Raw genomic sequence first — 24,011 nt, forward strand, 5'->3', positions numbered from 1 at the left:
GGTATCTTCCATTAGAATAATCGATATTTTCTGAAATTTCTTAATTTATTAAATTTTAATTAAGAATATTTGTTTCTATTCACATTTTTATTTCGTAGATATTTGAAATTTTCTGAAAATGTACTAGAATAAATTATAATTATCACAAAGAAAAAGGATGTTTACTTATGAAAAAGGAAAAACAGGATTTAGCACGAGGCTTAAAAAATCGCCATGTCCAATTAATCTCCATCGGTGGAGCAATTGGAACGGGTCTATTTTTAGGTTCTGGTAAATCCATTCAATTAGCTGGACCATCCATCTTGTTGGCCTACGCGATTATGGGAGGCATTTGCTTTTTAATCATGCGTGCCTTGGGAGAGTTATTACTTTCTAATACCAAGCACCATTCATTTATTGATTTTATTGCCGAATACCTCGGTGTAAAAGCCGCTTTTATTACTGGTTGGACGTATTGGTTTTGCTGGATTGCCATTGCGATGGCTGACCTTACAGCCATTGGTACTTATATGCGCTATTGGTTTCCAACTGTTCCTACATGGTTACCTGAATTAATTGCTTTAGCCTTACTAGTTGCCTTCAATCTGATTGCTGTATCATTATTCGGTGAATTGGAGTTTTGGTTTGCCTTAATTAAAGTGATTGCAATTATTGCTTTAATCGCGGTAGGTATCTTTATGATTGTGACACGTTTTCAGACGAGTCAAGGGGTTGTTTCTCTAAGCAATCTGTGGACCCATGGTGGATTTTTTGCAGCTGGTCCTAAAGGCTTTATCCTATCCTTTCAAATGGTGACCTTTGCTTTTGCTGGTGTGGAATTGGTCGGTCTAGTCGCTGGTGAAACGAAAGATCCCGAGCATGTTTTACCCAAAGCGATTAACAATATCCCGATTCGCATCATTTTATTTTATATCGGCGCATTAGCAGTCATTATGTCCATCTATCCTTGGAATTCAATGGATGCTGCCCAAAGTCCATTTGTACAAGTATTTTCTGAAATTGGCATCACAGCTGCTGCCACTATCATTAATCTAGTAGTCTTAAGCTCGGCAGCTTCAGCTTGTAATTCAGCAATCTATTCAACTGGTCGAATGTTACGTTCGTTATCACTTGAAGGGAATGCGTCAAGCTTTTTTGAAAAATTAACGAGTCATAAAGTACCGGCTCGCTCAATCTTCTTTTCAGCGACCGTCATTTTATTAGCTGTTGTCTTAAATTATTTCATGCCATCTGGTGTTTTTGTGCTAGTAACTAGTGTAGCAACGACTTGTTTCTTATTCATTTGGAGTATGATTGTACTTGCCCATCTACGTTACAAAAAAACCATCCAAGGAAAACAAGCCCATGCATTTAAGATGCCCTTATATCCTTTAGCTAACTATCTAGTATTAGCGTTTATGGCATTTATCGCCTTTGTTTTACTATTACAAAAGGAAACCCGTGAAGCACTATTATTTGCACCAGTTTGGTTCATTTTCTTATTGTTAGTTTATCGCTTTAAATTCGCTAAAAATGTCGTTACTATTAAACAAACTGAAAAATAATGTATTTTTACTCAAAAAGCACGTAGCTGATTCTTGCTACGTGCTTTTTTAAATGAAGTTAACCTAATTTAATCGCTGCACTTGCTAACGCTTGCTCTACAATTTCCATTACTGTTAAACTATGCGCTAATTTATCAAAAGCAAAGGCTAAATCATTTTGTGTAATTATCTCGGTGAACTACTCTCCACTTAGCTAAACCTAACGGTTCTTAACGCTTGAAGTGGGAGCTTCTTGGGAATAGAGCGTACTTGATAGCTTATTTCTTCACTAACAGCGGTTTCTCTTATTTACCAAGCTATCCCCGTAGTTCCTACGGTTTTTTTGATTGTGCCTAAGCTGAAGTTTGTATTCTTAGACCTTCAATCAATATATTGATACTAGCGTTGATATCACGGTCATGATGAGTATGACAAATAGGGCAAGTCCATTCTCGAATATCGAGCGATTTCTTGACATCTTTATGTCCGCACTCTGAACAAATCTGACTAGACGGAAACCACGTATCCACTTTGATTATTTCACGTCCATACCAGTCCGCTTTGTATTGCAACTTAGCCACAAAGCTAGACCAAGATACATCAGAAATACTTCTTGCTAATTTATGATTACGCAACATACCTTTTACGTTTAAGTCTTCAATACAGATAATATCGTGATTTTTGATAATTTCTGTACTTAACTTATTCAGAAAATCAGTACGTTGATTTTTTACTTTTTCGTAGAGACGTGCCACTTTTTGTCTTTGTTTCTGATAGTTTCGAGCCTCATAGAGTTTAACACCTCGTTTTTTAGCTAATAATGCACGCCTAGACAACTTACGTTGTTCACGTTTAAGCTTTTTCTCCATTTTTGAAGTGAATTTATTATTATCGATTTTTTGTCCATCTGAAAGAATCGCAAAGTCTGTAATACCTAAGTCAATACCAATGGCAGAATTGGTTTTAGGTAACTCGCTAATTTCTTCTTTACATAACAAAGAAATATAGTATTTACCGCTAGAATGGCGTGATATTGTAGCAGATTTAATCATCCCTTTTGGTTGTCTATGAAGCTTAATTCTTACTAATGATTTCAATTTAGGAACTTTTATGAATTTACTATCAATCAAAGCAACTGTACCATTTTGATTATTCGTTGTATAACTCTGAACAGGATTTTTCTTACTTTTGAAACGTGGAAAGCCAACAGATTTATCCCGAAAAAAATTCTTGTATGCTTTATCTAAATGAAGTTGGGCATTGGCCAAAGCGAGGCTATCGACTTCTTTCAGAAATGGAAATTCTTTCTTATATTTAGCCGGTGTTGGAAAAGTCATTTTTTTAGAAGGATCATTTTTAACTTCTTCATATGCTTTTTTTCGGTCATTAAGCATTAGATTGTAGACCTTACGAACGCAGCCGAAAGTTTTGGCAAAGAAGATTTCTTGTTCCTCTGTTGGATAGATTCTGAATTTGTACGCTTTTAGTCGTTCCACAAAGTTCACCTGCTTTCTATTTATGATTGTTTCCTTGATTTTGGATGTATTTCTTTATCACATCAATTGGTGCTCCACCAGTCGTCAACAGACAAAAACTTTTAGACCAAAACATTTCTTTCCAAAGAAACTGTTTGACTCTTGGAAAATCACGTTTTATCAATCTTGAACTAGCGCTTTTATAGGCGTTGATGAATTTTGTCAATTCTGTTTTAGGATGAGCTTTGAACATAATATGAACGTGGTCTTTATCATGATTCCACTCCACTAAAGTAATGTGATACGATTCTGAAATTCTTTCAAAAGTAGCTTTAGCATAATCAGACATGTCATCATCTATCACTTGTCTGCGATATTTAGTTACTAAAATAAGATGGTAATAAAGAAGGAAGACTGAATGGTTATTTGTATCTAATTCCATTTTATATCACTCATTTCTAATATAGACTGATTATAACATAGAACGAAATAAAAAGACCATGTAATGTATTGTCGGTCTTCGAGTTACCAACAGTAACCCTCATACCAAATGGCATTCATCACCCACCTATAGAGGATGGGTGATGAATGCCTGAATTACATTAAATTGAACAATTTGTTCAAAAACTTTTGACAATATCGCTTTAAATTGAAAATATATTTCAAAAAAAAGAGCCATGAGAGTTGCTCATAGCTCTTTTTTAGGTCTCAATCACTACCGTTAGTGGTAATCACTTGTTTATACTAAAATGCCGGCAATCATCGCACTTAAAAAGCTGACTAGGGTTGCCCCAAATAAAATCTTTAGTCCATGTTTTGCTACCAAGTTCCCTTTTTCTTCATTTAAGCCTTTCATCGCACCACTAATAATCCCAATTGATGAAAAATTGGCAAAGGATACCATGAATACTGAAAGAATCGCGGTTGTATGTTGGCTAAAATTCCACTGTCCATTGGCTAATTCCGTCATGGCCACAAATTCATTGGTAACTAATTTCGTTGCCATCAAGCTACCTGCATCAACAGCTTCATGCCAAGGAATACCACTTAAGAATGCTAATGGCGCAAAAATATAGCCCAATATTTCTTGGAAAGTCAAACCCGTAATCCCTTTAAAAATCGCATTAATCATTGCAATGGCCGCCACAAAACCAATTAACATGGCAGCAACTGTAACTGCTACATGAAAGCCATCTAGAATGTATTCACCTAACATTTGAAAAAAGGTCTGCTCTTTATCATCAGCAACCGAAAACTGATCTTCTTCACTAGTTAATTCATAAGGATTGATTAACGAGCTAATGATAAACCCTCCAAATAAATTTAACACTAAAGCACTAATCACATATCTTGGCTCAATCAAGGCCATATATGAACCAACAATCGACATCGAAACCGTCGACATTGCTGAAATCGACATCGATAATAGGCGCTTTTCACTTAATAAAGCTAGTTCCTTTTTAAAAGAAATAAAGACCTCTGATTGCCCTAAAATTCCTGAAGCGACACCATTATAGGATTCTAATTTTCCCATGCCATTGAGATAGCTTAGGCCTAAACCAACCCATTTCATAAAAAATGGTAGAATTTTGATATAACGTAAAATACCGATAATCGCTGAAATAAAGACAATCGGCATTAACACATTTAAAAAGAAAGGTGCTTGCCCTTTATTGGCTATTCCAGCAAAGACGAAATTCACTCCTTCACCAGCAAACATCAATAACTGCTCAAAGCCTTTAGCAAATACGCCAACTACTGCCGTACCCACACTGGTTTTTAATAGTACAAAGCCAAAAAGAAATTGCAAAATCAGTAATAGGCCGATATTTTTCCATTTGATTTGTTGACGACTGCTACTTACTAGATAGCAAACACCTAAAACTAGTACGATACCAATCATTCCAATTAAAATTTGCACGTTTCGTCCTCCTTATTTTCCACTTGATTTTTTTATTAGTAAAAAACCATCTTTTCTAGATTAAGTATTTTTTACTGATAAAACAAGGTAAACGAACTTTTTTTCATGAAATTCTAAAAACGGTGACGCTAACATTTTAATGATTTACTACAATCATTTTAGTTAGACAAATGAAAGATAGACTGTTTGATACACGTAAAAAAACGGCTAGTCATATGAACTAGCCGTTTAATATCCTATTTATTTTGTTGTTGTTTAACGATGAGTCACTGTAATGACTTTATCGCCAGCTTTAATTGCTTGTTTTTCAGCTTTTGGATCAACTTGGAAATCAGCAGAGTTAGTTACAATCACTGGTGTTTGCGTTGCATAGCCAGCTTCTTTAATCACATTTAAATCTACTTCTAATAGCAATTGTCCTTGTTTAACACGGTCGCCTTGAGCCACATGTGTCATAAAGCCTTTACCATCTAATTCAACAGTATCTAAACCAACGTGGATTAATACTTCAACCCCTGTATCACTGACTAAACCAATCGCATGTTTGGTTGGGAATAATAAAGTTACTTGTCCGTCAAATGGTGCAACCAACTTACCTTCTGAAGGTTCGATCACTACCCCTTGTCCCATTGTTCCTTGAGCAAAAACTGGATCTTTGGCTTGAGCTAATGGGAGTAATTCACCGGTTAAAGGAGCAACGATTGCTGTTTTAGTACCTGCAGCAACGGTAGCATTTACCACTGCTTCAGTGGATACTTGTGCATCAATTTCATCTAAAGTTACTGGAATGGCTTGTTCCGCACGATCAATCTTATTGAAGATACCAGCTTTACGGAAGAATAAAGTTAAAACGATTGGTACCACAATGGCAATCCCCATTGCAATTAAGAAAATGACATAACCTTGTGCACCCGTTCCTTTACCCACACCTAAATTATTCTTAATAGCTAAAATACCTGGCAAACCACCGACACCGATTGCGTTCGCACGTACCTTCATGATTGTGATAAACATACCTGCTAAACCTGAACCAATCATTGCTGCTACAAATGGATAAACATATTTTAAGTTAATCCCAAACATCGCAGGCTCAGTAACACCTAACCAAGCAGAAATCACTGATGGTACAGAAATTTGTTCTTCTTTTTTGTTTCCACGGTGAGCAATCACAATTGCTAATACCGCAGCCCCTTGCGCGATATTTGATAAACAAATCATTGGCCAAAGGTTAGTAGAACCAAAGTCAGCAATTAATTGAGAGTCAATGGCTAAAGTCGTGTGATGTAAACCTGTGATTACTAATGGCGCGTAAACTGCACCGAATACCCCACCAAATAACCAGTTAAGTGGTGATTCTAAACCAGCATTTACAATCCAAGAAATACCTGAACCGATCTTCCAACCAATTGGTCCTAATACTGTATGTGCAGCAATAATGGTTGGTAATAATGAGAAGAACGGTACAAAAATCATTGAAACAGCTTCTGGGATACGTTTTCTAAAGAAACGTTCTAAATAAACTAGTAAAAATCCGGCCATCATCGCAGGAATAACTTGCGCTTGGTAACCGATTTTCGCTACTTGGAAGAAACCAAAGTCCCAAGACCAGTTTTTCGCGATATCGGCAGCTGAAGTTCCATTTACAGCATAAGCATTTAGCAATTGTGGAGAAACTAAAGTAATCCCTAAAACAATACCAAGGATTTCAGTCGCTCCCATCTTACGCGTAATACTCCATGTAATCCCAACAGGTAAGAAGTGGAAAATCGCTTCACCTGGTAACCACAGGAAGCCATTTACCCCATTCCAAAATGGTGATACAGCTACAATTGTTTGATTACCTAAAAAACCGAATTGTACGCCTTCTAAAATATTACGAAATCCTAAAATCAAACCGCCGACGATAATTGCTGGTAATAATGGCGTGAAGATTTCAGCTAATAAAGTAATCACACGTTGTACTGGATTTTGATTTTGTTTCGCTACAGATTTAGCGTCTTCTTTTGATACTCCTGAAATACCTGAGATTGCAGTAAAATCTGCATAAAATACAGGTACATCATTCCCAATAATTACTTGGAATTGTCCAGCATTTGTGAACATTCCTTTAACGACTGGAATGTTTTCGATTTTTGACTGATCAGCTTTTTTAGGATCAACCAAAACGAAACGCATTCTTGTTGCACAATGGGTTACTGCAGAAACATTTTCTTTGCCCCCAATGGCAGCTAGCAAGTCTCTTGCATCTTTTTCATATTTTCCCATGCTTTTTTCCTCCTAATCTTAACTTGTATAACTATGTTGGTTACAGTCTTAATATACTGTATTTACACCTGTTTGTAAACCGTTTTCAAAAATGAAAACAGTGTTGAAAATTTTCTAAAATGATAATTTTCTCATTTCAAATAGTTATATCCAAATAACCACGTACTAAATATGTCGCTATTTCTCATACCTGTCTGCTAATAAACCAACATGTTCCCGAATCTTTCTTGCTTAAATTAATTTTTTTTAATAAACTATCTATATGAAGCACTTGCCACTTATGATATAGTAGTTATTACTTTTATGATGTACATACAAGTTAAAAGGTGAGAAAATGAAAATATACGAATTAGTCTATCAAGAAATTGAAAATAGAATTTTAATGGGCCACTATCCAGCAGAAACCTATTTACCCAGTGAAAACCAATTATGTAAACAATTTGAAGCTTCACGTGATACCATTCGCAAAGCACTTGCTCGCTTAACCGACCATGGTTATATCAAGAAGGTGCAAGGGAAAGGGTCTTTCGTCCTAAAAAAAGAGCAGCTGCGCTTTCCAGTTTCTGGCTTGACTAGCTACAAAGAATTAAAAATTGCATATGGCTATCCTAGTGACACAATTGTTGAGCAATTAACTAAATTAAAAATTGATGCCCAGTTAGCATTAAAAACTGGCTTTGAAGAAAACGAAGAAGTCTGGTCCATCCTCAGAAGCCGGAAAATCGATGGGCAAAAAATCATCCTAGATTGGGATTTGATTGCTCTTGAATTTGTTCCAGAATTAGATACTGAAATTGCCAAAGACTCACTATATGAATATTTCGAACAAACACTAGGCTTAGAAATTGCCTTTGCCGAAAAAGAAATTACTGTTGATCCTATTGATATTGCAGATCGCCATTACCTGGATTTAAATGTTCAGGATACCTATGTCGTGGCGGTAAATAGTCGCGTGTTCTTAAAAAACTTACGTCAATTCCAATATACAGAAAGTCATCATCGACTAGATAAATTTAAGTTTCATGATTTTGCTCGAAGGCATCAATTATAGTTTTACATTACAAAACTAGCCAGCATAAGATTTACTGTAAATCCAACCTTAATCAGCTACCTTTGTTCATAGTAGACTGGTTAAGGAGGATACAAAACATCTGCTGGCTAGTTTTTGTTTTTGAATCAATGTAGACACTAAAATTATTCCATTGATGTTAATTTTTTCTTGATGTCAGCTAATTCTTGGTGAATTGCTACCACTTCATTCGCTAAATCTCTAAAAGTAATTGCATTCATTAAATGATCTTGCGCATGAACAGTTAATAAATGAACTTCAATAGGTTGACCTGCAGCTTCCTGACTAAGCATCTCTGTTTGGGCATGATGCGCTTCTAATAAGGACTGATCAGCCTCCTTAAGTTTTTCCTGTGCTTGCGCAAAATTACCTTCCTTAGCTGCATAAATTGCTTCAAATGCTGAACTTTTCGCATTTCCTCCATTAATAATTAATCCCATTGTCGCCATCATTTGCTCTTGATTACGTTGTTCTTTGCTTTTTTCTTCAGCCATCTTATCCCACCTTATTTTCCAATCAAATGATAGGCTTGTTGGACTACAGCAGCACCATCCATCATCCCATAAGCACGCATATCAATAATAGCCAAAGGAATGTCCGCACCATTGTTACGTCCCGCCAATTTTTTCTTGAAATCGTTTTGCATATATCTTACTTGTGGACCTAATAATACCACATCAATGGACTTATTGGCTAATTCATGATCTACTTCACTGGCTGAAACTGCGAAAATTTCTACATCCTTTCCCTGATTTCTAGCTGCTTCTTGCATTTTTGTGACCAACAGACTAGTACTCATACCTGCCGCACAACATAACATAATTGTATCTTTTGCCATCATTTTTCCTCCTAAATGAGTTATTCATTAGCTTTCACACTAATTAATCAATTAGCGGTTCACTGAGCGAGCCATTCTTGAAACGGTATGGCGCATACCACGTAAAACCTTACTCATTTCATAGATATTTTCAACTGGTGCCACTCCACCATAGCCTGCATCACCGATATGCTGAATATCTACACCTGCGATTTTATTTTGTAAGGCAATTTGTTGAATGGTAGTAATGGCTGAACTTTCTTGGCTAGTACCAATTGTTGACATGACTAATACATCATTTTGATGGGCTAGTTTAACCACCTCTTTTAAATCAGACAGATCAAATCCCGGTACCGTCCCAACAGCCGGAACCAAAATGACATCAGCACCAGCTTGAATAAAGGCCGCCACACTAGATAAATCGACTACGGCTTCATTTGACCCAGCACCATGCATTTTCCCCGCGATAATCAAACCGGTAAAATGCTGCTTAGCTAACTGAATTGCTTGAACAATCGAGCGATTAGAGACCCCGGTTCCTGGATTACCAGTCAAGCAAACAAAGTCAAATTGCAATTGATTAATTCTCTCAAAGCTTGCTTGATTTGCTTGCCGACCTGACGAAATTTCCAAGCGTTCTTCTAACATATCTAATTCTAAATCAACTGGCTCCAAATTAACACCAATAGGACTACCAACTAACTCATGTAAACGTTGGACAACTTTTTCTCCTTGAACATCTAAACCAAATATATCTGGCACAAACACGTCTAGCCCATTAAGTAAAATCAAATCAGCCCCAAAAGCTTTGGCAATTTCAGCATTTGTAATATCACCAATGAAGGATTCTCTGCCGGCCACATTTTCCGATAAGACCACTCTACCTTCGCTTGCTTGAATACTCTTCTTTAACTCCAAAGCATTCATTCGTAAAATTTCAGACGCATCTGCGCTAATTAATCTTTTGACCATAAGTCGATCGACACCTTTCTATAGTCCCTCTTCTTTTTGGAAATTCTTTTCAATCATTGTAATAAATGGTAAATAGATTAAAATATCGATGATTACGCAAACGAACTGTAAAACAGAAGCCTTAATATCACCAGTTGCCAAAACTCCACTAATGATTGGTGGCACTGTCCAGCCTGGAGAGGTGTAGGTTAATGCAACTAAACCAGAAGCCATTGCAAAATATGAAACAAGCAGATTAATCATCGGTGCTAAAATAAATGGTACCAATAATAGAATATTCAAAACAATTGGAATCCCAAACATCGCAGGTTCATTAATATTAAACAAGCCTGGGGTTAACGTAATTGGGGTTAAGGCTTTTGCTTGTTGACTTGCTTTTTTCTTGCGAGCAAGATAAGCTAAGGCAATCACCAACCCAATTGTTGCGCCTCCACCACCTAAGTAGACAAAATTATCCATAAATACAGTGGTAAAGATATGGTGCAACTGCTCACCAGCTTGATGAGCCATCCGATTTTCATCAAGATTAGCTAACCATAATGGCTCCATAATTTTGTTGACCAAGTTTCCACCATGAATGCCTACAAACCAAAATAGGCTATTTAATCCAACTAAAATCAGCACACCAAATGTATTATTGCCTAATAAGCCAAGTGGTTTGCCCAAAACAACCGCTGCAATTTCATGCATATTTGGCAAATGTAAATGATCTAATACGCCAAAAATGATTAACCAAAAACTCACAATCACTAAACCAGGAATAATAGCACTAAAACTTTTAGCCACAGCTGGTGGAACCGTATCTGGCATTTTGATTGAAATATGATGATTTATAAACCATTGATAAACATATCCATTCATTAATCCTAGAATTAAAGCAACAAATAACCCTTTTGAAGCCATAAAAGCAGTAGGCATCCCCGCACCAGCATCGCCAGTCACAAATGGTGTTACCGTAATAAATGCAGAAAGTGAAACAATTCCAGCAGGTACACCATCGACTCCATATTGCTTAGCTAGACTATAAGCAATCCCAAAACTAGCCACCAAACCGATTAAACCAAAGCTACTATCCACACCTTTCCATAGATAATTTGCAACCCCAATATCACCCATGAATTTTTCCCAACCAGGAACTGGAAAACTAGCTAAAATCATAAAAACCGAACCAATTATAATCAACGGCATCGCCAAAGTAATCCCATCACGAATCGCAATTAAAAAGCGATTCGCTCCAAGTTTAGCAGCTACGGGCATCATCTTGTTTTGTAAAAAATGATTCACTTTTTCCATAATCTTTTCTCCAATCTTTAATTATAAAAAATTAATAATAATTCCAAAACAAAACCTTTTATCGCGATAATTAATTATTTTTTGTTACTAAAATCACTCTAACACAGTTTCTTCTTTTTTGCAAGCGTTTTCTTTTTTATTGTAATGGAAATTTTGATAAAATCAGCAACATCAACTTATTCAAGCAACACCACTCCATCTTGCAATCGTTCAGAAAACGCTTTATAATAATAATAAAAAATAAATATCAGAGAAAGGAAGAGAAAATGAACGGATCAAAAAAACAAAACCAAAATCGTGCGCTGATTTTAGATCTCATTTATTCTCATCATCCTATTTCAAGAATCGACATTGCAAACCTGACTGGTATCACACCAGCTACTACAAGTGCAATAACAAATGAATTGATTAAAGAAGGGTTAGTAAAAGAAAGTGGCGAAGAAGATTCCATCAAAGCTGGACGAAAAAAAATCTTTCTAGAAGTGGCTGCAGATGTAGCTTACTTTTTAGGTATTGAATTATCTGAAAAGTATTTCACCTTTGTCCTAGCTGATAATTTGGGGAACATTAAGGAACAACAAAAATACAGCTTAACCAAAGAAGAAATCCAAAGCTGTGGCTTTACAAAGTTTAAAACAGTCTTCCAACAATTATTAGAAAAATGCGCTATGCTTCCTTTACAAGCTGTGGGGATTGCTGTTCCTGGACATTATAATCATGATAAAAAAATTATTACCAATAATCCGCTTTGGCAAACATTTGATTTAACCGCAATTCAAGCCTTATGTCCACTACCGATTTACTTTGCTAATAATGTAGAGTGTATGGCAATTAAAAAAAGAATTTTTGACAAAGAAAAGAAAAATGACAACTTTGTTTATTTTCACATCGGTCGAGGGATTAAATGCTCGTATATGTATGAACATGCTTTATTTAATAAGAATAATTTTTTACTCGGTGAATTAGGACATATTGTGGTAGATAAGGATGGGAGTTTATGCGAATGCGGAAAAAAAGGATGCTTACAAACCTTCATTAGTGAGAATTGGTTAATTAAAAGAGCTCAGTTACTTTTTCATACCCATCAGGAAAGCTTTCTCAAGCACCTAGTTGATGCACCTGAAAAAATCACTATTCAAACATTACTAACCGCTTTTGAGCTTGGAGATAAAAGTGTTCAGATTTTATTTGATCAAGCCATTCAAGCACTTGGACAGGTCATTTTAAATTTGAATTTGGTCATTGATATTCAATCATTATATCTTCATAGCGAGCTGTTTATGAATCAAGATTTACAAAGTCTATTACTGAATAAATTGACCATAGAGCCCAAGTTATTAACTCTCCCTAAAGCACCAGCAATCCATTTTGAAAATTATACTCCATTTGATGGTGCAGTCGCCGCTATCGCTTTAGCAGTCAAACAACACTATCTACATTTCAATTAACAACAAAGCAGCGAATTATCAACTATTTTTCATTAAAAAAAAACGGTCATAAAGACACTTTTGCTCTTTATGACCGTTGAATTGATTTTACTAACCGACTAAGACACTTTCATATGGATATTGGAAACGTGCCTCTTGTTTTTGATTATTTGACATTAATGCGAACAATACTGTCATAATGCCCACTCGACCAATATACATCAAGGCGATAATCAATAACTTCCCAAACTCAGTTAAATCGGGTGTTAAGCCCATCGTTAAGCCGACTGTCCCAAAAGCAGAGAATACTTCAAAAGCCACATATTCAATCCCATCGGTTCGTGGAAGATGTTCGGTAGCAGAAAGGATCATTACTGAAACTACACACAAACTCAAAGTGATGAAAAACAGCGTCATCGCCCGAAAAACCGCCGTTTCTTTAATCGAACGTCCAGCAAATTCAGCTCGCGTACGCCCTTTTAATAAAGAGATAATCTGGACTAGCAATACCCCAAAAGTCGTGGTTTTTAATCCACCAGCAGTCGAACCAGATGTACCACCGATATACATTAAAAACATCGTAACAATCAGCCCTGGATTAGACATGGCTGCATAATCTACCGAATAAAAACCGGCTGTTCTTGGGGTTACTGACATGAACAAGGTATTTACCAAGCGTGTAAAGAAATTATCACTTTGCACAAGATAACGACCATTCCTCTCGGATAAGAAAAATAAAACCAACCCACCGATTAACAAACAAGCCGTCATTGATAATGCTAGCTTACTATGAATCGTCATCCGCTTGGTTTGCCGATAATTTAACAAATCACGCCATACCAAAAAGCCAAGTCCTCCAGAAACAATCAAACAAGAAATCACTAATAGCATGTATGGATCGTTTTGGAAAGGAACCAAACTATCACCAAACAAATCAAAACCAGCATTACAAAAACTAGAAATTGCATGAAATAAAGCATACCATAAGCCCTTAATCACACCATATCGAGGAACTAAATCAAAAGATAGCAATAACATGCCCACTCCTTGAATCGCAATGGATAACTTTAAAACATATAAGGTTAATTTCATAACCCCCGACATTTCCTCAAGGTTCAACGCTTCTTTTAACACAATTCGTGTACTTAAATTGACCTTTTTCTTTGCCAGTGTGAAAAAAATAATCGGTAGCATCATAAAGCCTAAACCGCCAAGCTCGATTAAAACCATAATGACTATTTGACCAAATAGACTCCAATGCTCAGCCGTATTGAGTGTCGTCAAACCAGTCACACAAGTCGCCGAAGTAGCAGTAAAAACAGCATCTAAAAAGTTCGTAAATTTACCTGATTGCGAACTTATCGGCAGCGATAGTAAAAAGCCACCAAACAAAATAATCCCTAAGAAACCTAACGATAAAAACTTCACCGGACCAAGTTTTTGAAGATTACTTTTCTTTTCTTTTTTTAACATTTTTACTCCTTCATCTTTCATTGTTCTACTCCGTACTAGGATAACCGACATAGCTATTAAAAGCAAGACCCTTACTATTTTATTCAAAAATCAAATTAAAAATGATAAGTATATTCATAAAATGAATATTAATTTACTACTTACATTATTTACTTACTGTACTTAGTATCTCATAAACAACATATAATTCCCAATTAGAAATTTCAATCCTGTAAAATTGTTCAATATTTGACAATATTACCTTAATATTAGGGTAATAAAGCTTATCATTAATTTTTAATTCATTCAAACTAGTAGGCACTTCGTAATCTTCTGCACCTAATATCGTCCTTTCGATTAATAACGCCATGTGCATCATTAAATTGAACTTCATCTTTATCTCTAACTTAATATCAAAACGACGTTCAATTTGTTCTAAAATCAAGTCAATCTGCTTAATTATTACACTTGGATTCAAAAATTCTAATTTTTCAGATAACCCTTCTCTTGAAAAGAAATGAATGTACTCATTAATCATTTTTTCCAAAGAGTTTTTATGAATAAGATTCGTCAACGAATTTGCCCATCCACTTGTGTCCCCCAAAGCATCCAATAGATTAATATAAGGAATAGCAAATGAGTTATCAATATAAGAAGTAGTAATAATTAATGAAGTTTCCTTTAAATATCCATCTTCCTCTTTAGACCGATTTAGTGTTTCTAATAAATCAGTATATTTTAAAACAATAAGCTTGATATCACTAAAAACATATTTTTGTAAAATTTGCTTAATCTCATTAGCAACGTCTGTACCAGAAATACTCGATATAATAATATTTTTTTCAACTGCAAACCCTTCAAAATACTGAATTTGCGTTTTAAAATTTTTTTCTGATATTTTTACAATATTATTGAATAATTGATTATTGAGAATTTGCTGACCAATTTCTAATGCATAAGATGTTGTCAAATTATTGATAACTAATAATTTTCCTAAAATCTGCGGCTTAAGATTTTTATATAACTGAGTTAAGGACCCCATATCTACAAGCATTATTACACCTTGCGAAGTATCACGTTCTGCCAACCATTCTTTAACCTTATTAATAATATCTTTAATCGAAGCAGTTAAAGGCATATTAATAGCATCAAAAACATACTCGCCACATAGTTCATTGACCACTGATTGAATACTAGAAGCTGTGTTTTCACCATGTGCCACTAGTAAAGCTTGGTAAGAAATATTTTCCGAAATAATATCAACTAAAAAGATTGACAACATACTTTCACTAAATTCACGGTACTCGTAGTTAATATCTTCTGATAATTTTTTAGAAAATAAATAAGTTCGTGGATATTTTTGTTTAATAGTTAGTATCAGTTCATTTAATCTATTACTATAGCTATCAGCAAACAAATCAGTTAAGTGGGCAACATACTCCAAAATATCATCCTGTATTTTATGATGATTTAGGTATCTTTTTCTCTTAGATTTTAGTTGATTAACAATATCTTGGTACACAAAAGAGTACTGTATATCAAGCTCTGGTAGAAAATGATAACAATATTGTAATAAATTTTCTTTCATGCTTGGTACATCATCGCTAACTTCAAGAATTTGCTGAAAATTTTGAGTTAACTCATCTGATCTTTGCTTAAAAATCTGTTGATTATCACCAGTAATAGTGATTGCACTAGTTGAGGGCTGACCAATCCATAAAGTATCTTCTATCAAATTTTCTCGCAATGCATCAGCGCACAATAGTAAAATACGGTTAGACAGGCTACCTACATTGCCTTCTTCGTCCAAATTAATCAATTCATCATAAACTACCTTATTTATTTTTATTGGGTGTTGAATTTTAGCTGATTCTTTAGCTAATAAATGTGCAACTAATTCAATCCGTTCACCAATTGGACGTGTTTTATAAGACGGTAATTCTACGATTGCTGCAATCCTTCGATAAAATGTAGGTAATAGAACCTTATCCGGTTTTTCCGTTGTTGCAAACAATAATCGTACTTGTGAATGAATTTGCTTTTCTTCTCCCATCGGTCTGAAATAACCCGTATCCATAAATTGAAACAATTTCTCCTGATTTTCATAGGATAGACGATGAACCTCATCTAAAAATAAAACAGAGTGGTTGGCCTGTTCTAACAAACCTTTCTTATCATGCTCAGCACCTGTGAAAGCACCTTTAGTATAACCAAATAAAATAGAGGACAACAGCTCTGGGTTATTGGCATAATCTGCACAGTTAAATGTAAAAAATTGATTAGCTCCAGGTAATCTCTTTTGTTTTAAAAAATCATAAATCAATCGTGCTAAATAGCTTTTTCCTACTCCACTTTCACCATTAAGTAAAATTGGTAGTCCATTAGGTGGATACATGACTGCAGACACACAGCGCTCAATCGCACTTCTAGCACTTCCTCGATAACCAATATACTGATCAAAAATTTCAGTAGGCTCATCTTGTTTAGCTAGTTGCCAATACACTGGTTTACTTCCTGTTTGTACTACATCTCCACGTTCTAACAATTCATTTAAATATAAACTAGTCACTGAACGACTAAGATTTACTGCTTTAGCTACCTCTATCGTCGTTACTGGATTAGCACATTTCTTTAACACATCAATTAGCTGATAATAGGTTTCTTGTCTCATTTTTTCTCCTATTCTAAAAAAGCGTGAACAACTATCCACGCTTTCTAACTATATTCTAACAGATACCTAGCAGACCAAGCAAGATACCCAAAACCATGATACCTAACATCACGATATTTACATTTACTTTCTTTCTAAGTAACCAAAATGCTAAAAAGGTTACTGTTAAAGGCACAATTCCAATAAATAATTGATTTAAATAATCTTGGATTTTCATTACTTGATCGCTACCTTTAACTGAAACTTCAAGTATTGTTTTAAATTTAACATTAGATGCTGTCATACTTCCCATCATCATTAAACCTAGCATGCTAGAGGATTTGGTTAGTATCTTCATTCCTCCAGATTCATACATCCGTTGAATAAAATTAGCCCCCACTGAATAACCACTGTAAAGTGCATAATAATGAATTAAAAATGCCGGAATATTATACAATAATAGAAAAACGATTGCGCCCATTATCGAGCCTGTGTTTGCAATAGAAATACCAATACCTGCCGCAATGACTCGTAAAATTCCCCAAAAGAAGGAATCACCAATACCAGAAATAGGCCCCATTAAGGATGCTTTAACAGCTGTGATTGAGCTAGCATCAAATGTATCATCTTCACTATTACGTTTTTCCATTGAAGCAACCAAGCCCATAATAAAGTTATTAATATGCATAGTTGCATTAAACCAAGTAGTATGTCTTACCACAGCTTCCGCTTGTTCTGATTTTGTTTTATAAAAACGATTAATTACTGGAAGTAAAGTATAAATAACCCCTACTGCATGATATTGGGTTGCACCCGTTCTACTTGCATTCATCGTCCAAGAGCGCCAAAAAACTGAGCGTAGCATCTTTTTATCTTCTTTGGTTAAATTTTCTTGTAATTTCATGCGAAAAAGTCCTCCTCTTCTGCTTCTTTTGTAGTCAAATCATTTGATTGTGATACATTAGAACGAACCACCATTAAATTTTTAAATTCTAAATCTCTTTGAGCACTAATTACGCAAATAACAACACCAAGCACTGCAACGGCGACTGCTGGTAATTGTAAATAAGCAGTTAGAATAAAGCCTAGTAGATAAAATACTGCTAGTTTATTATCCCACAATAATTTCATCAGCATCGCAAAACCGACTGCTGGTAGCAAACCTCCTGCTGCGCTCAGCCCATTCATTACATTTTGCGGAATATTTTCTACAAAAAGCTTTACTGGTCCACTTCCAACTAAAATCCCTACAAAAGAAATTGATGCAATAATCAAATAGTAAATAACCCAAGTACCATAATGCAAAGTTACAATCATCTTTTGATTATTATCTCTAGCAGCCTTGTCTAACATAGGCGCAAAAATATTCATAAATACATTTTTTAAAAACATCACTACAAAAGCAGCTAGCATACCAATTGGCACTGCTAAAGTTAAGGCAGCTTTTTGTTCAATATTTGAAATAATTGCAAATGTAGTAGCCAAGGTTGTCGCTGTAACTGGTTCCGCTGCAATTACCCCTCCAATATTTACATTACCTAAGAAGATTGCCTCTAAAGAAGCACCCATTAATACGCCAACCTTCAAATCCCCCATTAATAAACCGGTAACTAGTCCCACTACTAATGGGCGCTCCATCATACTTTGTCCTGTTAAATAATTCCCTCCAAAGCAGATAAATACTGCTAAGGCAGCTAATAATGCGTATCCTATCATGTAAACTCCCCCTTTACTGAATTGCTTGTTTTAAATCTAATTTGGCATTTGTTGGTAAAACCTGATTATAACTTTTTACATGTGTTAAATTGGCTAGACGATGTGCTGCTTCTAATTCAGATGGATTTAACTGTACACTTGGAAAAATCATTTTCTTCGATTTTGGATCTGACTTATCAAAACGACCAACATTGGCTACATTAACTGACTCAATATCTTGAACGTTTTCAGCAATCTTCGTCGCATCACTTACACTATTTACGATCACAAAAATTCGTTTATCTTTTCCTCGAGGATCGTTAAATACTTTAATAGCATCCTCTACACTACGAATTAATAATTTCATTCCGTTTGGTACGGCCATTTTTAAGGTCATTTGCATAATATCATTCTTAGCAGCCTCATCATTTGCCACCACCAATAAAGGAGAATTAAGCTCTTTGGTCCAAACTACTGCTACTTGTCCGTGAATTAAACGATCATCTACTCTAATTTGTGTTATCATTTTATATACCTCCTAAAAAAAATCTTCTTCTTGATTATTTGCTGCTAAATTCACCATATTCACCGCTGATTCATTAATCATTGCTTGAATACAATCCTTATCGAGATAATCCTGAGAGCTAAACATAATAGATAATATAATAGCTAAATTAACATTAGAAATAAGTGTGATATTTGCTTGTTGCCGCTCTGCAAGTAAACGAACAATATTTTGATTTACACTTCCACCAAATAAATCAGTAAAAATGAATGCCTGCTGATTTTCTGCAACAGTGTCAAAAAAACGCTCTATTTGTGGAAGATAGTCCTGATCATCAACATATGCATTAATTACTGTTACTTCTTTTCCTTTGTCAGCTAAAATATCTAACGAGCTCTGTAGTCCATTAGCAAAATAGCCATGTGTTGCGATTAAATATTTTCTTTCCATAAATGTTCACCTCACTATATTAAAAGCAAGTATCATGCCAAAAAAAGATATCTAAAACAGCTAATTACCGCTAATTTATCTGTTTAAACACTTTAGTTTATCCTTAAACAGAAAAAAACTCTCTCCTATTGCTAGGAGAGAGCCGGTATGAATCATCTTATGGACGATTCATTTTTCGATGATTGCGGTAGTAGAGAAGGCTTTTTACAAATTTTAGCAACTTTATGTGTAACCACTGCACAAATTTTTAAATTTATGCAGTGGTTTTGCGTGAAAAGCTTAAATTTTTGAAAAAACAGCTTGCATGCGTAAAACAAGCGCACGATTTCCTTTCTCTTAGGATCGTGCGCTTGTTTGCTTTTTATTTTTGATTCATATTCTTAATCTTGATTAAACGAGTGATTTCGGCACGTTCGTTTTCTTCAAGCTTCATGCGAATACGATAAATCGTTTGTTCTAGTTGAGGAATCGTCATGTATTCCAACGCATTTACACGACGACGCGTTTTTTCAATTTCACTAGACATGAGTTGGCAAGTCTTTTCAATTTCGGTTAATTCGAGTAGCTTTGGCAAGACTTGAGTGAATTGATCAATCGTTGTATCAAGCTCCGCATTAGAATTTAGATAGCCATATTCTAATGGGGCGGCTAATAAGTCAGAGTCATAATTAAAATTCATGACCGGAACCTTCACGCTCATAATATTTTTTTCAACTACATCTAAGCTGACCTCACTTGCCGGTAACATAAATAATTCTTCGATAAAGTTTTCATTGATGGCAGCATCGGCTAACATAAATTGATGCATGGCATTTTGCATCAATTCCTCGACCTCTTGGCGCAAACGGTTATTTTTGCGAATCAACAGGATAAACTGTCTCATCAATTCATCTTGCTTATCTTTTAATAGTTTATGTCCTCTAGTGGCCGTAGCTAGTTGTTTTTTCAAACGTGTCAGCTCCATACGAGTTGGATTGACATTTAACTCAGGCATTTAGGTCACACCCTTTCAGGCAAGTACTCATCTAACATATCGTCTTTGATTCGTTTTAATTCGGTTCTTGGTAACATAGCGAGTAATTCCCAGCCTAATTCTAACGTTTCAATAATCGAACGGTTAGTGTCAAAGCCTTGGTTGACATATTCTCGTTCAAAACGATCGGCAAATTTCGCATAAATCTTATCTACATCTGATAAAGCAGAATCCCCTAACACCACCGCTAGTTCTTTGGCTTGTTTTCCTTGCGCATAAGCGGAGAATAATTGGTTCATCGTTGCCGCATGGTCTTTACGCGTTTTGCCTTCACCGGTACCCTTATCTTTTAGACGAGAAAGGGACGGTAAAACATCAATCGGTGGTTGGATTCCACGTTTGTATAAATCACGAGAAAGAATAATTTGACCTTCTGTGATATAACCTGTTAAGTCAGGAATTGGATGGGTCTTATCTTCTTCAGGCATGGTTAAGATTGGAATTTGGGTAACCGAGCCTTTTAAGCCACGAATCCGGCCAGCGCGTTCGTATAGGGTAGCTAAGTTTGTGTATAGGTACCCTGGATAACCCCGACGACCTGGAACTTCTCGGCGGGCTGCTGAGATTTCACGCAGCGCTTCACAGTAGTTTGTCATATCGGTCATAATGACTAAAACGTGCATACCTTTTTCATAAGCTAGGTATTCAGCTGCTGTTAAAGCCATGCGTGGGGTCGCAATCCGTTCAATCGCTGGATCATTAGCCAAATTCATAAAGATCACTGAACGATCAATCGCGCCAGTTTGACGGAAGTCTTCCATGAAAAACTCCGCTTCTTCAAAGGTAATCCCAATTCCTGCAAAGACGACCGCAAAATCATCATCAGTATTTAATACATTGGCTTGGCGTGCAATTTGAGCCGCTAATTCTTTATGAGGTAGCCCAGAAGCAGAGAATACAGGTAATTTTTGGCCACGAACCAGTGTGTTTAAATGGTCGATAGCAGAAATTCCCGTTTGAATAAATTCATCAGGATAATCACGGGCAACCGGATTAATCACTTCTCCATTAATATCCATCATTTTTTCTGGCAAGATGGCTGGACCATTGTCTTTTGGACGACCTAAGCCATCAAAAACCCGGCCAATCATATCTTCAGAAACCCCTAATTCTAAGGGATGGCCTAAAAAGCGCACGGCTGAATCACGTAAGTTAATCCCACTGGTTCCTTCAAAGATTTGGACTAAAGCCTTATCTTGCTGCACCTCAAGGACTTGGCCTCGACGTAATTCACCATTTTGCAATCGAACTTCGATTAGTTCTTCGTATTTTACCCCTTCAACGCGATCGACAGCCATCAAAGGACCGACAACCTCGCCAATGGTACGATATTCTTTAATCATGGGTCATGCCTCCTTTAGCCACGATAGCTTTCATGGTGGTTTGAATCTCTGCATGAATGACATCTAGTTTTGCCAATTCATCTTCCGGCACATATTTACTCCGAGCGATTCGATCTCGCAATTCAACCGTGCCGTCCATAATTTCACTTAGGTAAGCGCCTAGCTCTAACGCACGCTGCCCTTCATGATTAAAGGTTAAAATATTATTTAACATCTTGAATTGTTTTTCTCTAGAGGTAAAGGTATCTACGCCATCAAACGCATTTTGTTGTAGATAGTCTTCACGAATCGATTTGGCTACTTGTAAAGTAAGCCGGTCTTTGTCAGAAAGAGAATCAATTCCGACTAAGCGAACAATTTCTTGAAGTTGTGATTCTTCTTGTAATAAGCGCATGCCATCTGTGACTAATTGTGACCAGTCTTCTTGGAGTTGATTATCTAAATATTTGCCAACTTCACTTGAATACAGTGAGTAACTTTGTAGCCAGTTAATCGATGGGAAATGACGTTGTTGCGCTAATTGCGAATCCAAGCCCCAGAACACTTTTACTACACGCAAAGTATTTTGAGTAACTGGCTCAGAGATATCCCCACCAGATGGCGATACGGCAGAAATGGCGGTGATACTGCCTTCACGTTGGTCACTACCTAAAGCAATCACTCGACCAGCTCTTTCGTAATATTCAGCCAAACGTGAACCAAGATAAGCTGGATAGCCTTCATCCCCAGGCATTTCTTCTAAACGACCACTCATTTCACGCAGCGCTTCGGCCCAACGTGAAGTGGAGTCAGCCATAATCGCTACATTATAGCCCATGTCACGGAAATATTCCGCAATCGTAATTCCGGTATAAATAGAGGCTTCCCGAGCAGCTACCGGCATATTGGAAGTATTCGCAATTAAGATGGTTCGTTCCATCAAGGATTCGCCCGTATTTGGGTCAATCAATTCCGGAAATTCATTTAATACGTCAGTCATTTCATTTCCACGTTCACCACAACCAACATAGACTACGATATCTACATCAGCCCATTTAGCAATTTGGTGTTGAACGACGGTTTTCCCTGCGCCAAAAGGTCCCGGAACAGCGGCCGCTCCTCCTTTGGTTACTGGGAAGAACGTATCAATGACGCGTTGACCGGTAATCATTGGTGCATCTGGATTCAATTTTTCTTTAACTGGGCGTGCACGACGAACCGGCCATTTTTGAAGCATGGTTAATTCACGAGCACCTTGCTCCGTTTCTACTACATAGACGACTTCATCAATGGTAAATTCACCAGACTTGATTTCGGTAATCGTTCCTTTAACACCTTTAGGTACCATGATTTTATGCACGACAATTTTTGTTTCGGCAACAGTTCCAACGACATCGCCTTCAACGACGGTATCCCCTACTGCAACAGTTGGTTCAAATAACCATTTTTTCTCATGGTCCAAAGCAGGGAGTTGCACCCCACGACCTAAGAAATTACTCTTAGTTACTTCCATAAAGGTATCTAATGGACGTTGAATGCCATCAAACATTTGAGAAACGATCCCTGGCGCTAATTCAACGGAAAGCGCCTCTCCGGTACTTTTTACTACTTCTCCAGGACCAATTCCTGAAGTTTCTTCATATACTTGAATAGAAGCGACATCGCCACGCATTTCAATAATCTCGCCAATAACTCCTAAATCCCCTACATAACAGATGTCTTGGATACTGGCATGAGCCATATTTTCAGCCATTACTAGCGGACCTGAAACTTTGATGATTTTTCCTTCTTGCAAAGTCGCTACCTCCTTTTTCTCATTCATTATTTTTGATAGTTCTTCTAAATCTTTACTACTTCATCCATTCGCCCTACCAATTACAAAATGCTTTCCTTACCCATTTTACAAGTTGGTAGGTAAACTCGAATTTACTCGTATCTAACCAGTTTGTAAGCATCCTTACTAATCTGTGTTCAGCGACTAGCTTCTCGGTGGATAAGCCAGTCTGACAAGTAAGTCTTTGAATCTATTTGACTTCCTTGTCAGGCTGGTAAACTTATCCACTCGAAGCTAAACGAGTCGCTTCACATCCTTGTTTAATCTGTGTTCGATGGATAACTACTGCGCATCTAAGCCGTCTTGGC

20 protein-coding genes are annotated in these 24,011 nt (G+C 36.4%); 3 read left to right on the plus strand and 17 right to left on the minus strand.

What is annotated here, in order from left to right; genetic code table 11:
* The first annotated feature begins 167 nt into the window (after positions 1-167).
* Entirely contained in the window at positions 168-1,544 is a 1,377-nt protein-coding gene (locus tag RK02_RS08450) for an amino acid permease (protein ID WP_016183815.1), read from the plus strand.
* A gap of 332 nt (positions 1,545-1,876) precedes the next feature.
* On the opposite strand, the gene tnpB is transcribed toward RK02_RS08450, so the two are convergent.
* From tnpB to treP, 4 genes are all read right to left on the minus strand, one after another.
* A complete protein-coding gene (gene tnpB, locus RK02_RS08455) occupies positions 1,877-3,019 on the minus strand; it encodes an IS200/IS605 family element RNA-guided endonuclease TnpB (protein ID WP_016183816.1) in 1,143 nt (380 codons plus the stop codon).
* Between the two features lie 16 nt (positions 3,020-3,035).
* Positions 3,036-3,440, minus strand: coding sequence for an IS200/IS605 family transposase (gene tnpA / locus RK02_RS08460; RefSeq protein ID WP_016183817.1), 405 nt, complete (start codon positions 3,438-3,440; stop codon positions 3,036-3,038).
* Positions 3,441-3,737: 297 nt separating this feature from the next.
* Positions 3,738-4,919, minus strand: a complete 1,182-nt coding sequence (locus RK02_RS08465; RefSeq protein ID WP_016183818.1) for a NupC/NupG family nucleoside CNT transporter — start codon at positions 4,917-4,919, stop codon at positions 3,738-3,740.
* 255 nt (positions 4,920-5,174) lie between these two features.
* Entirely contained in the window at positions 5,175-7,184 is a 2,010-nt protein-coding gene (gene treP, locus RK02_RS08470; RefSeq protein ID WP_016183819.1) for a PTS system trehalose-specific EIIBC component, read from the minus strand.
* A 334-nt stretch (positions 7,185-7,518) separates the two neighbouring features.
* Between treP and treR the strand changes: the two genes are divergently transcribed.
* Positions 7,519-8,235 (plus strand): trehalose operon repressor, encoded by a 717-nt coding sequence (gene treR, locus RK02_RS08475; RefSeq protein WP_016183820.1) that lies wholly within the window; start codon positions 7,519-7,521, stop codon positions 8,233-8,235.
* Between the two features lie 143 nt (positions 8,236-8,378).
* Here treR and RK02_RS08480 read toward each other — a convergent pair whose 3' ends face one another.
* The 4 genes from RK02_RS08480 to RK02_RS08495 are packed head-to-tail and all read right to left on the minus strand — an operon-like array spanning position 8,379 to position 11,335.
* Positions 8,379-8,747, minus strand: a complete 369-nt coding sequence (locus RK02_RS08480) for a PTS sugar transporter subunit IIA (RefSeq protein WP_016183821.1) — start codon at positions 8,745-8,747, stop codon at positions 8,379-8,381.
* Positions 8,748-8,758: 11 nt separating this feature from the next.
* The gene (locus RK02_RS08485) at positions 8,759-9,091 is read right to left on the minus strand and encodes a PTS sugar transporter subunit IIB (protein ID WP_016183822.1); all 333 of its coding nucleotides are present in this window, start codon (positions 9,089-9,091) and stop codon (positions 8,759-8,761) included.
* Positions 9,092-9,142: 51 nt separating this feature from the next.
* Entirely contained in the window at positions 9,143-10,042 is a 900-nt protein-coding gene (locus RK02_RS08490) for a DUF7916 family protein (protein WP_016183823.1), read from the minus strand.
* A gap of 18 nt (positions 10,043-10,060) precedes the next feature.
* The gene (locus RK02_RS08495; protein WP_016183824.1) at positions 10,061-11,335 is read right to left on the minus strand and encodes a PTS sugar transporter subunit IIC; all 1,275 of its coding nucleotides are present in this window, start codon (positions 11,333-11,335) and stop codon (positions 10,061-10,063) included.
* Between the two features lie 266 nt (positions 11,336-11,601).
* On the opposite strand from RK02_RS08495, the gene RK02_RS08500 reads away from it, so the two are divergent.
* Positions 11,602-12,783, plus strand: coding sequence for an ROK family transcriptional regulator (locus tag RK02_RS08500; RefSeq protein WP_016183825.1), 1,182 nt, complete (start codon positions 11,602-11,604; stop codon positions 12,781-12,783).
* A gap of 90 nt (positions 12,784-12,873) precedes the next feature.
* Here RK02_RS08500 and RK02_RS08505 read toward each other — a convergent pair whose 3' ends face one another.
* The 9 genes from RK02_RS08505 to RK02_RS08545 all read right to left on the minus strand — a co-directional run bounded on the left by RK02_RS08505 (position 12,874) and on the right by RK02_RS08545 (position 23,664).
* The gene (locus tag RK02_RS08505; protein ID WP_016183826.1) at positions 12,874-14,256 is read right to left on the minus strand and encodes a TrkH family potassium uptake protein; all 1,383 of its coding nucleotides are present in this window, start codon (positions 14,254-14,256) and stop codon (positions 12,874-12,876) included.
* Positions 14,257-14,380: 124 nt separating this feature from the next.
* The gene (locus tag RK02_RS08510) at positions 14,381-16,885 is read right to left on the minus strand and encodes a sigma 54-interacting transcriptional regulator (protein WP_016183827.1); all 2,505 of its coding nucleotides are present in this window, start codon (positions 16,883-16,885) and stop codon (positions 14,381-14,383) included.
* A 55-nt stretch (positions 16,886-16,940) separates the two neighbouring features.
* Positions 16,941-17,768: a PTS system mannose/fructose/sorbose family transporter subunit IID gene (locus RK02_RS08515; RefSeq protein WP_016183828.1), complete on the minus strand. Its 828-nt coding sequence runs from the start codon at positions 17,766-17,768 to the stop codon at positions 16,941-16,943.
* Positions 17,765-18,580: a PTS mannose/fructose/sorbose/N-acetylgalactosamine transporter subunit IIC gene (locus RK02_RS08520; RefSeq protein WP_016183829.1), complete on the minus strand. Its 816-nt coding sequence runs from the start codon at positions 18,578-18,580 to the stop codon at positions 17,765-17,767. Before RK02_RS08520 ends, RK02_RS08515 begins: the two co-directional genes overlap by 4 nt.
* 13 nt (positions 18,581-18,593) lie before the next feature.
* Positions 18,594-19,085: a PTS sugar transporter subunit IIB gene (locus RK02_RS08525; protein WP_016183830.1), complete on the minus strand. Its 492-nt coding sequence runs from the start codon at positions 19,083-19,085 to the stop codon at positions 18,594-18,596.
* Between the two features lie 12 nt (positions 19,086-19,097).
* Complete coding sequence (locus RK02_RS08530) at positions 19,098-19,514, minus strand: PTS sugar transporter subunit IIA domain-containing protein (protein ID WP_016183831.1); 417 nt, start codon at positions 19,512-19,514, stop codon at positions 19,098-19,100.
* A 361-nt stretch (positions 19,515-19,875) separates the two neighbouring features.
* Positions 19,876-20,508 (minus strand): V-type ATP synthase subunit D, encoded by a 633-nt coding sequence (locus tag RK02_RS08535; protein WP_016183832.1) that lies wholly within the window; start codon positions 20,506-20,508, stop codon positions 19,876-19,878.
* A 5-nt stretch (positions 20,509-20,513) separates the two neighbouring features.
* Complete coding sequence (locus RK02_RS08540) at positions 20,514-21,890, minus strand: V-type ATP synthase subunit B (RefSeq protein ID WP_016183833.1); 1,377 nt, start codon at positions 21,888-21,890, stop codon at positions 20,514-20,516.
* A complete protein-coding gene (locus tag RK02_RS08545) occupies positions 21,883-23,664 on the minus strand; it encodes a V-type ATP synthase subunit A (protein WP_016183834.1) in 1,782 nt (593 codons plus the stop codon). The genes RK02_RS08540 and RK02_RS08545 overlap by 8 nt, the downstream gene beginning before the upstream one ends.
* Between the last annotated feature and the right edge of the window lie 347 nt (positions 23,665-24,011).

This window comes from Enterococcus columbae DSM 7374 = ATCC 51263, assembly GCF_000406925.1.
Taxonomy (GTDB): Bacteria; Bacillota; Bacilli; order Lactobacillales; family Enterococcaceae; genus Enterococcus_E; species Enterococcus_E columbae.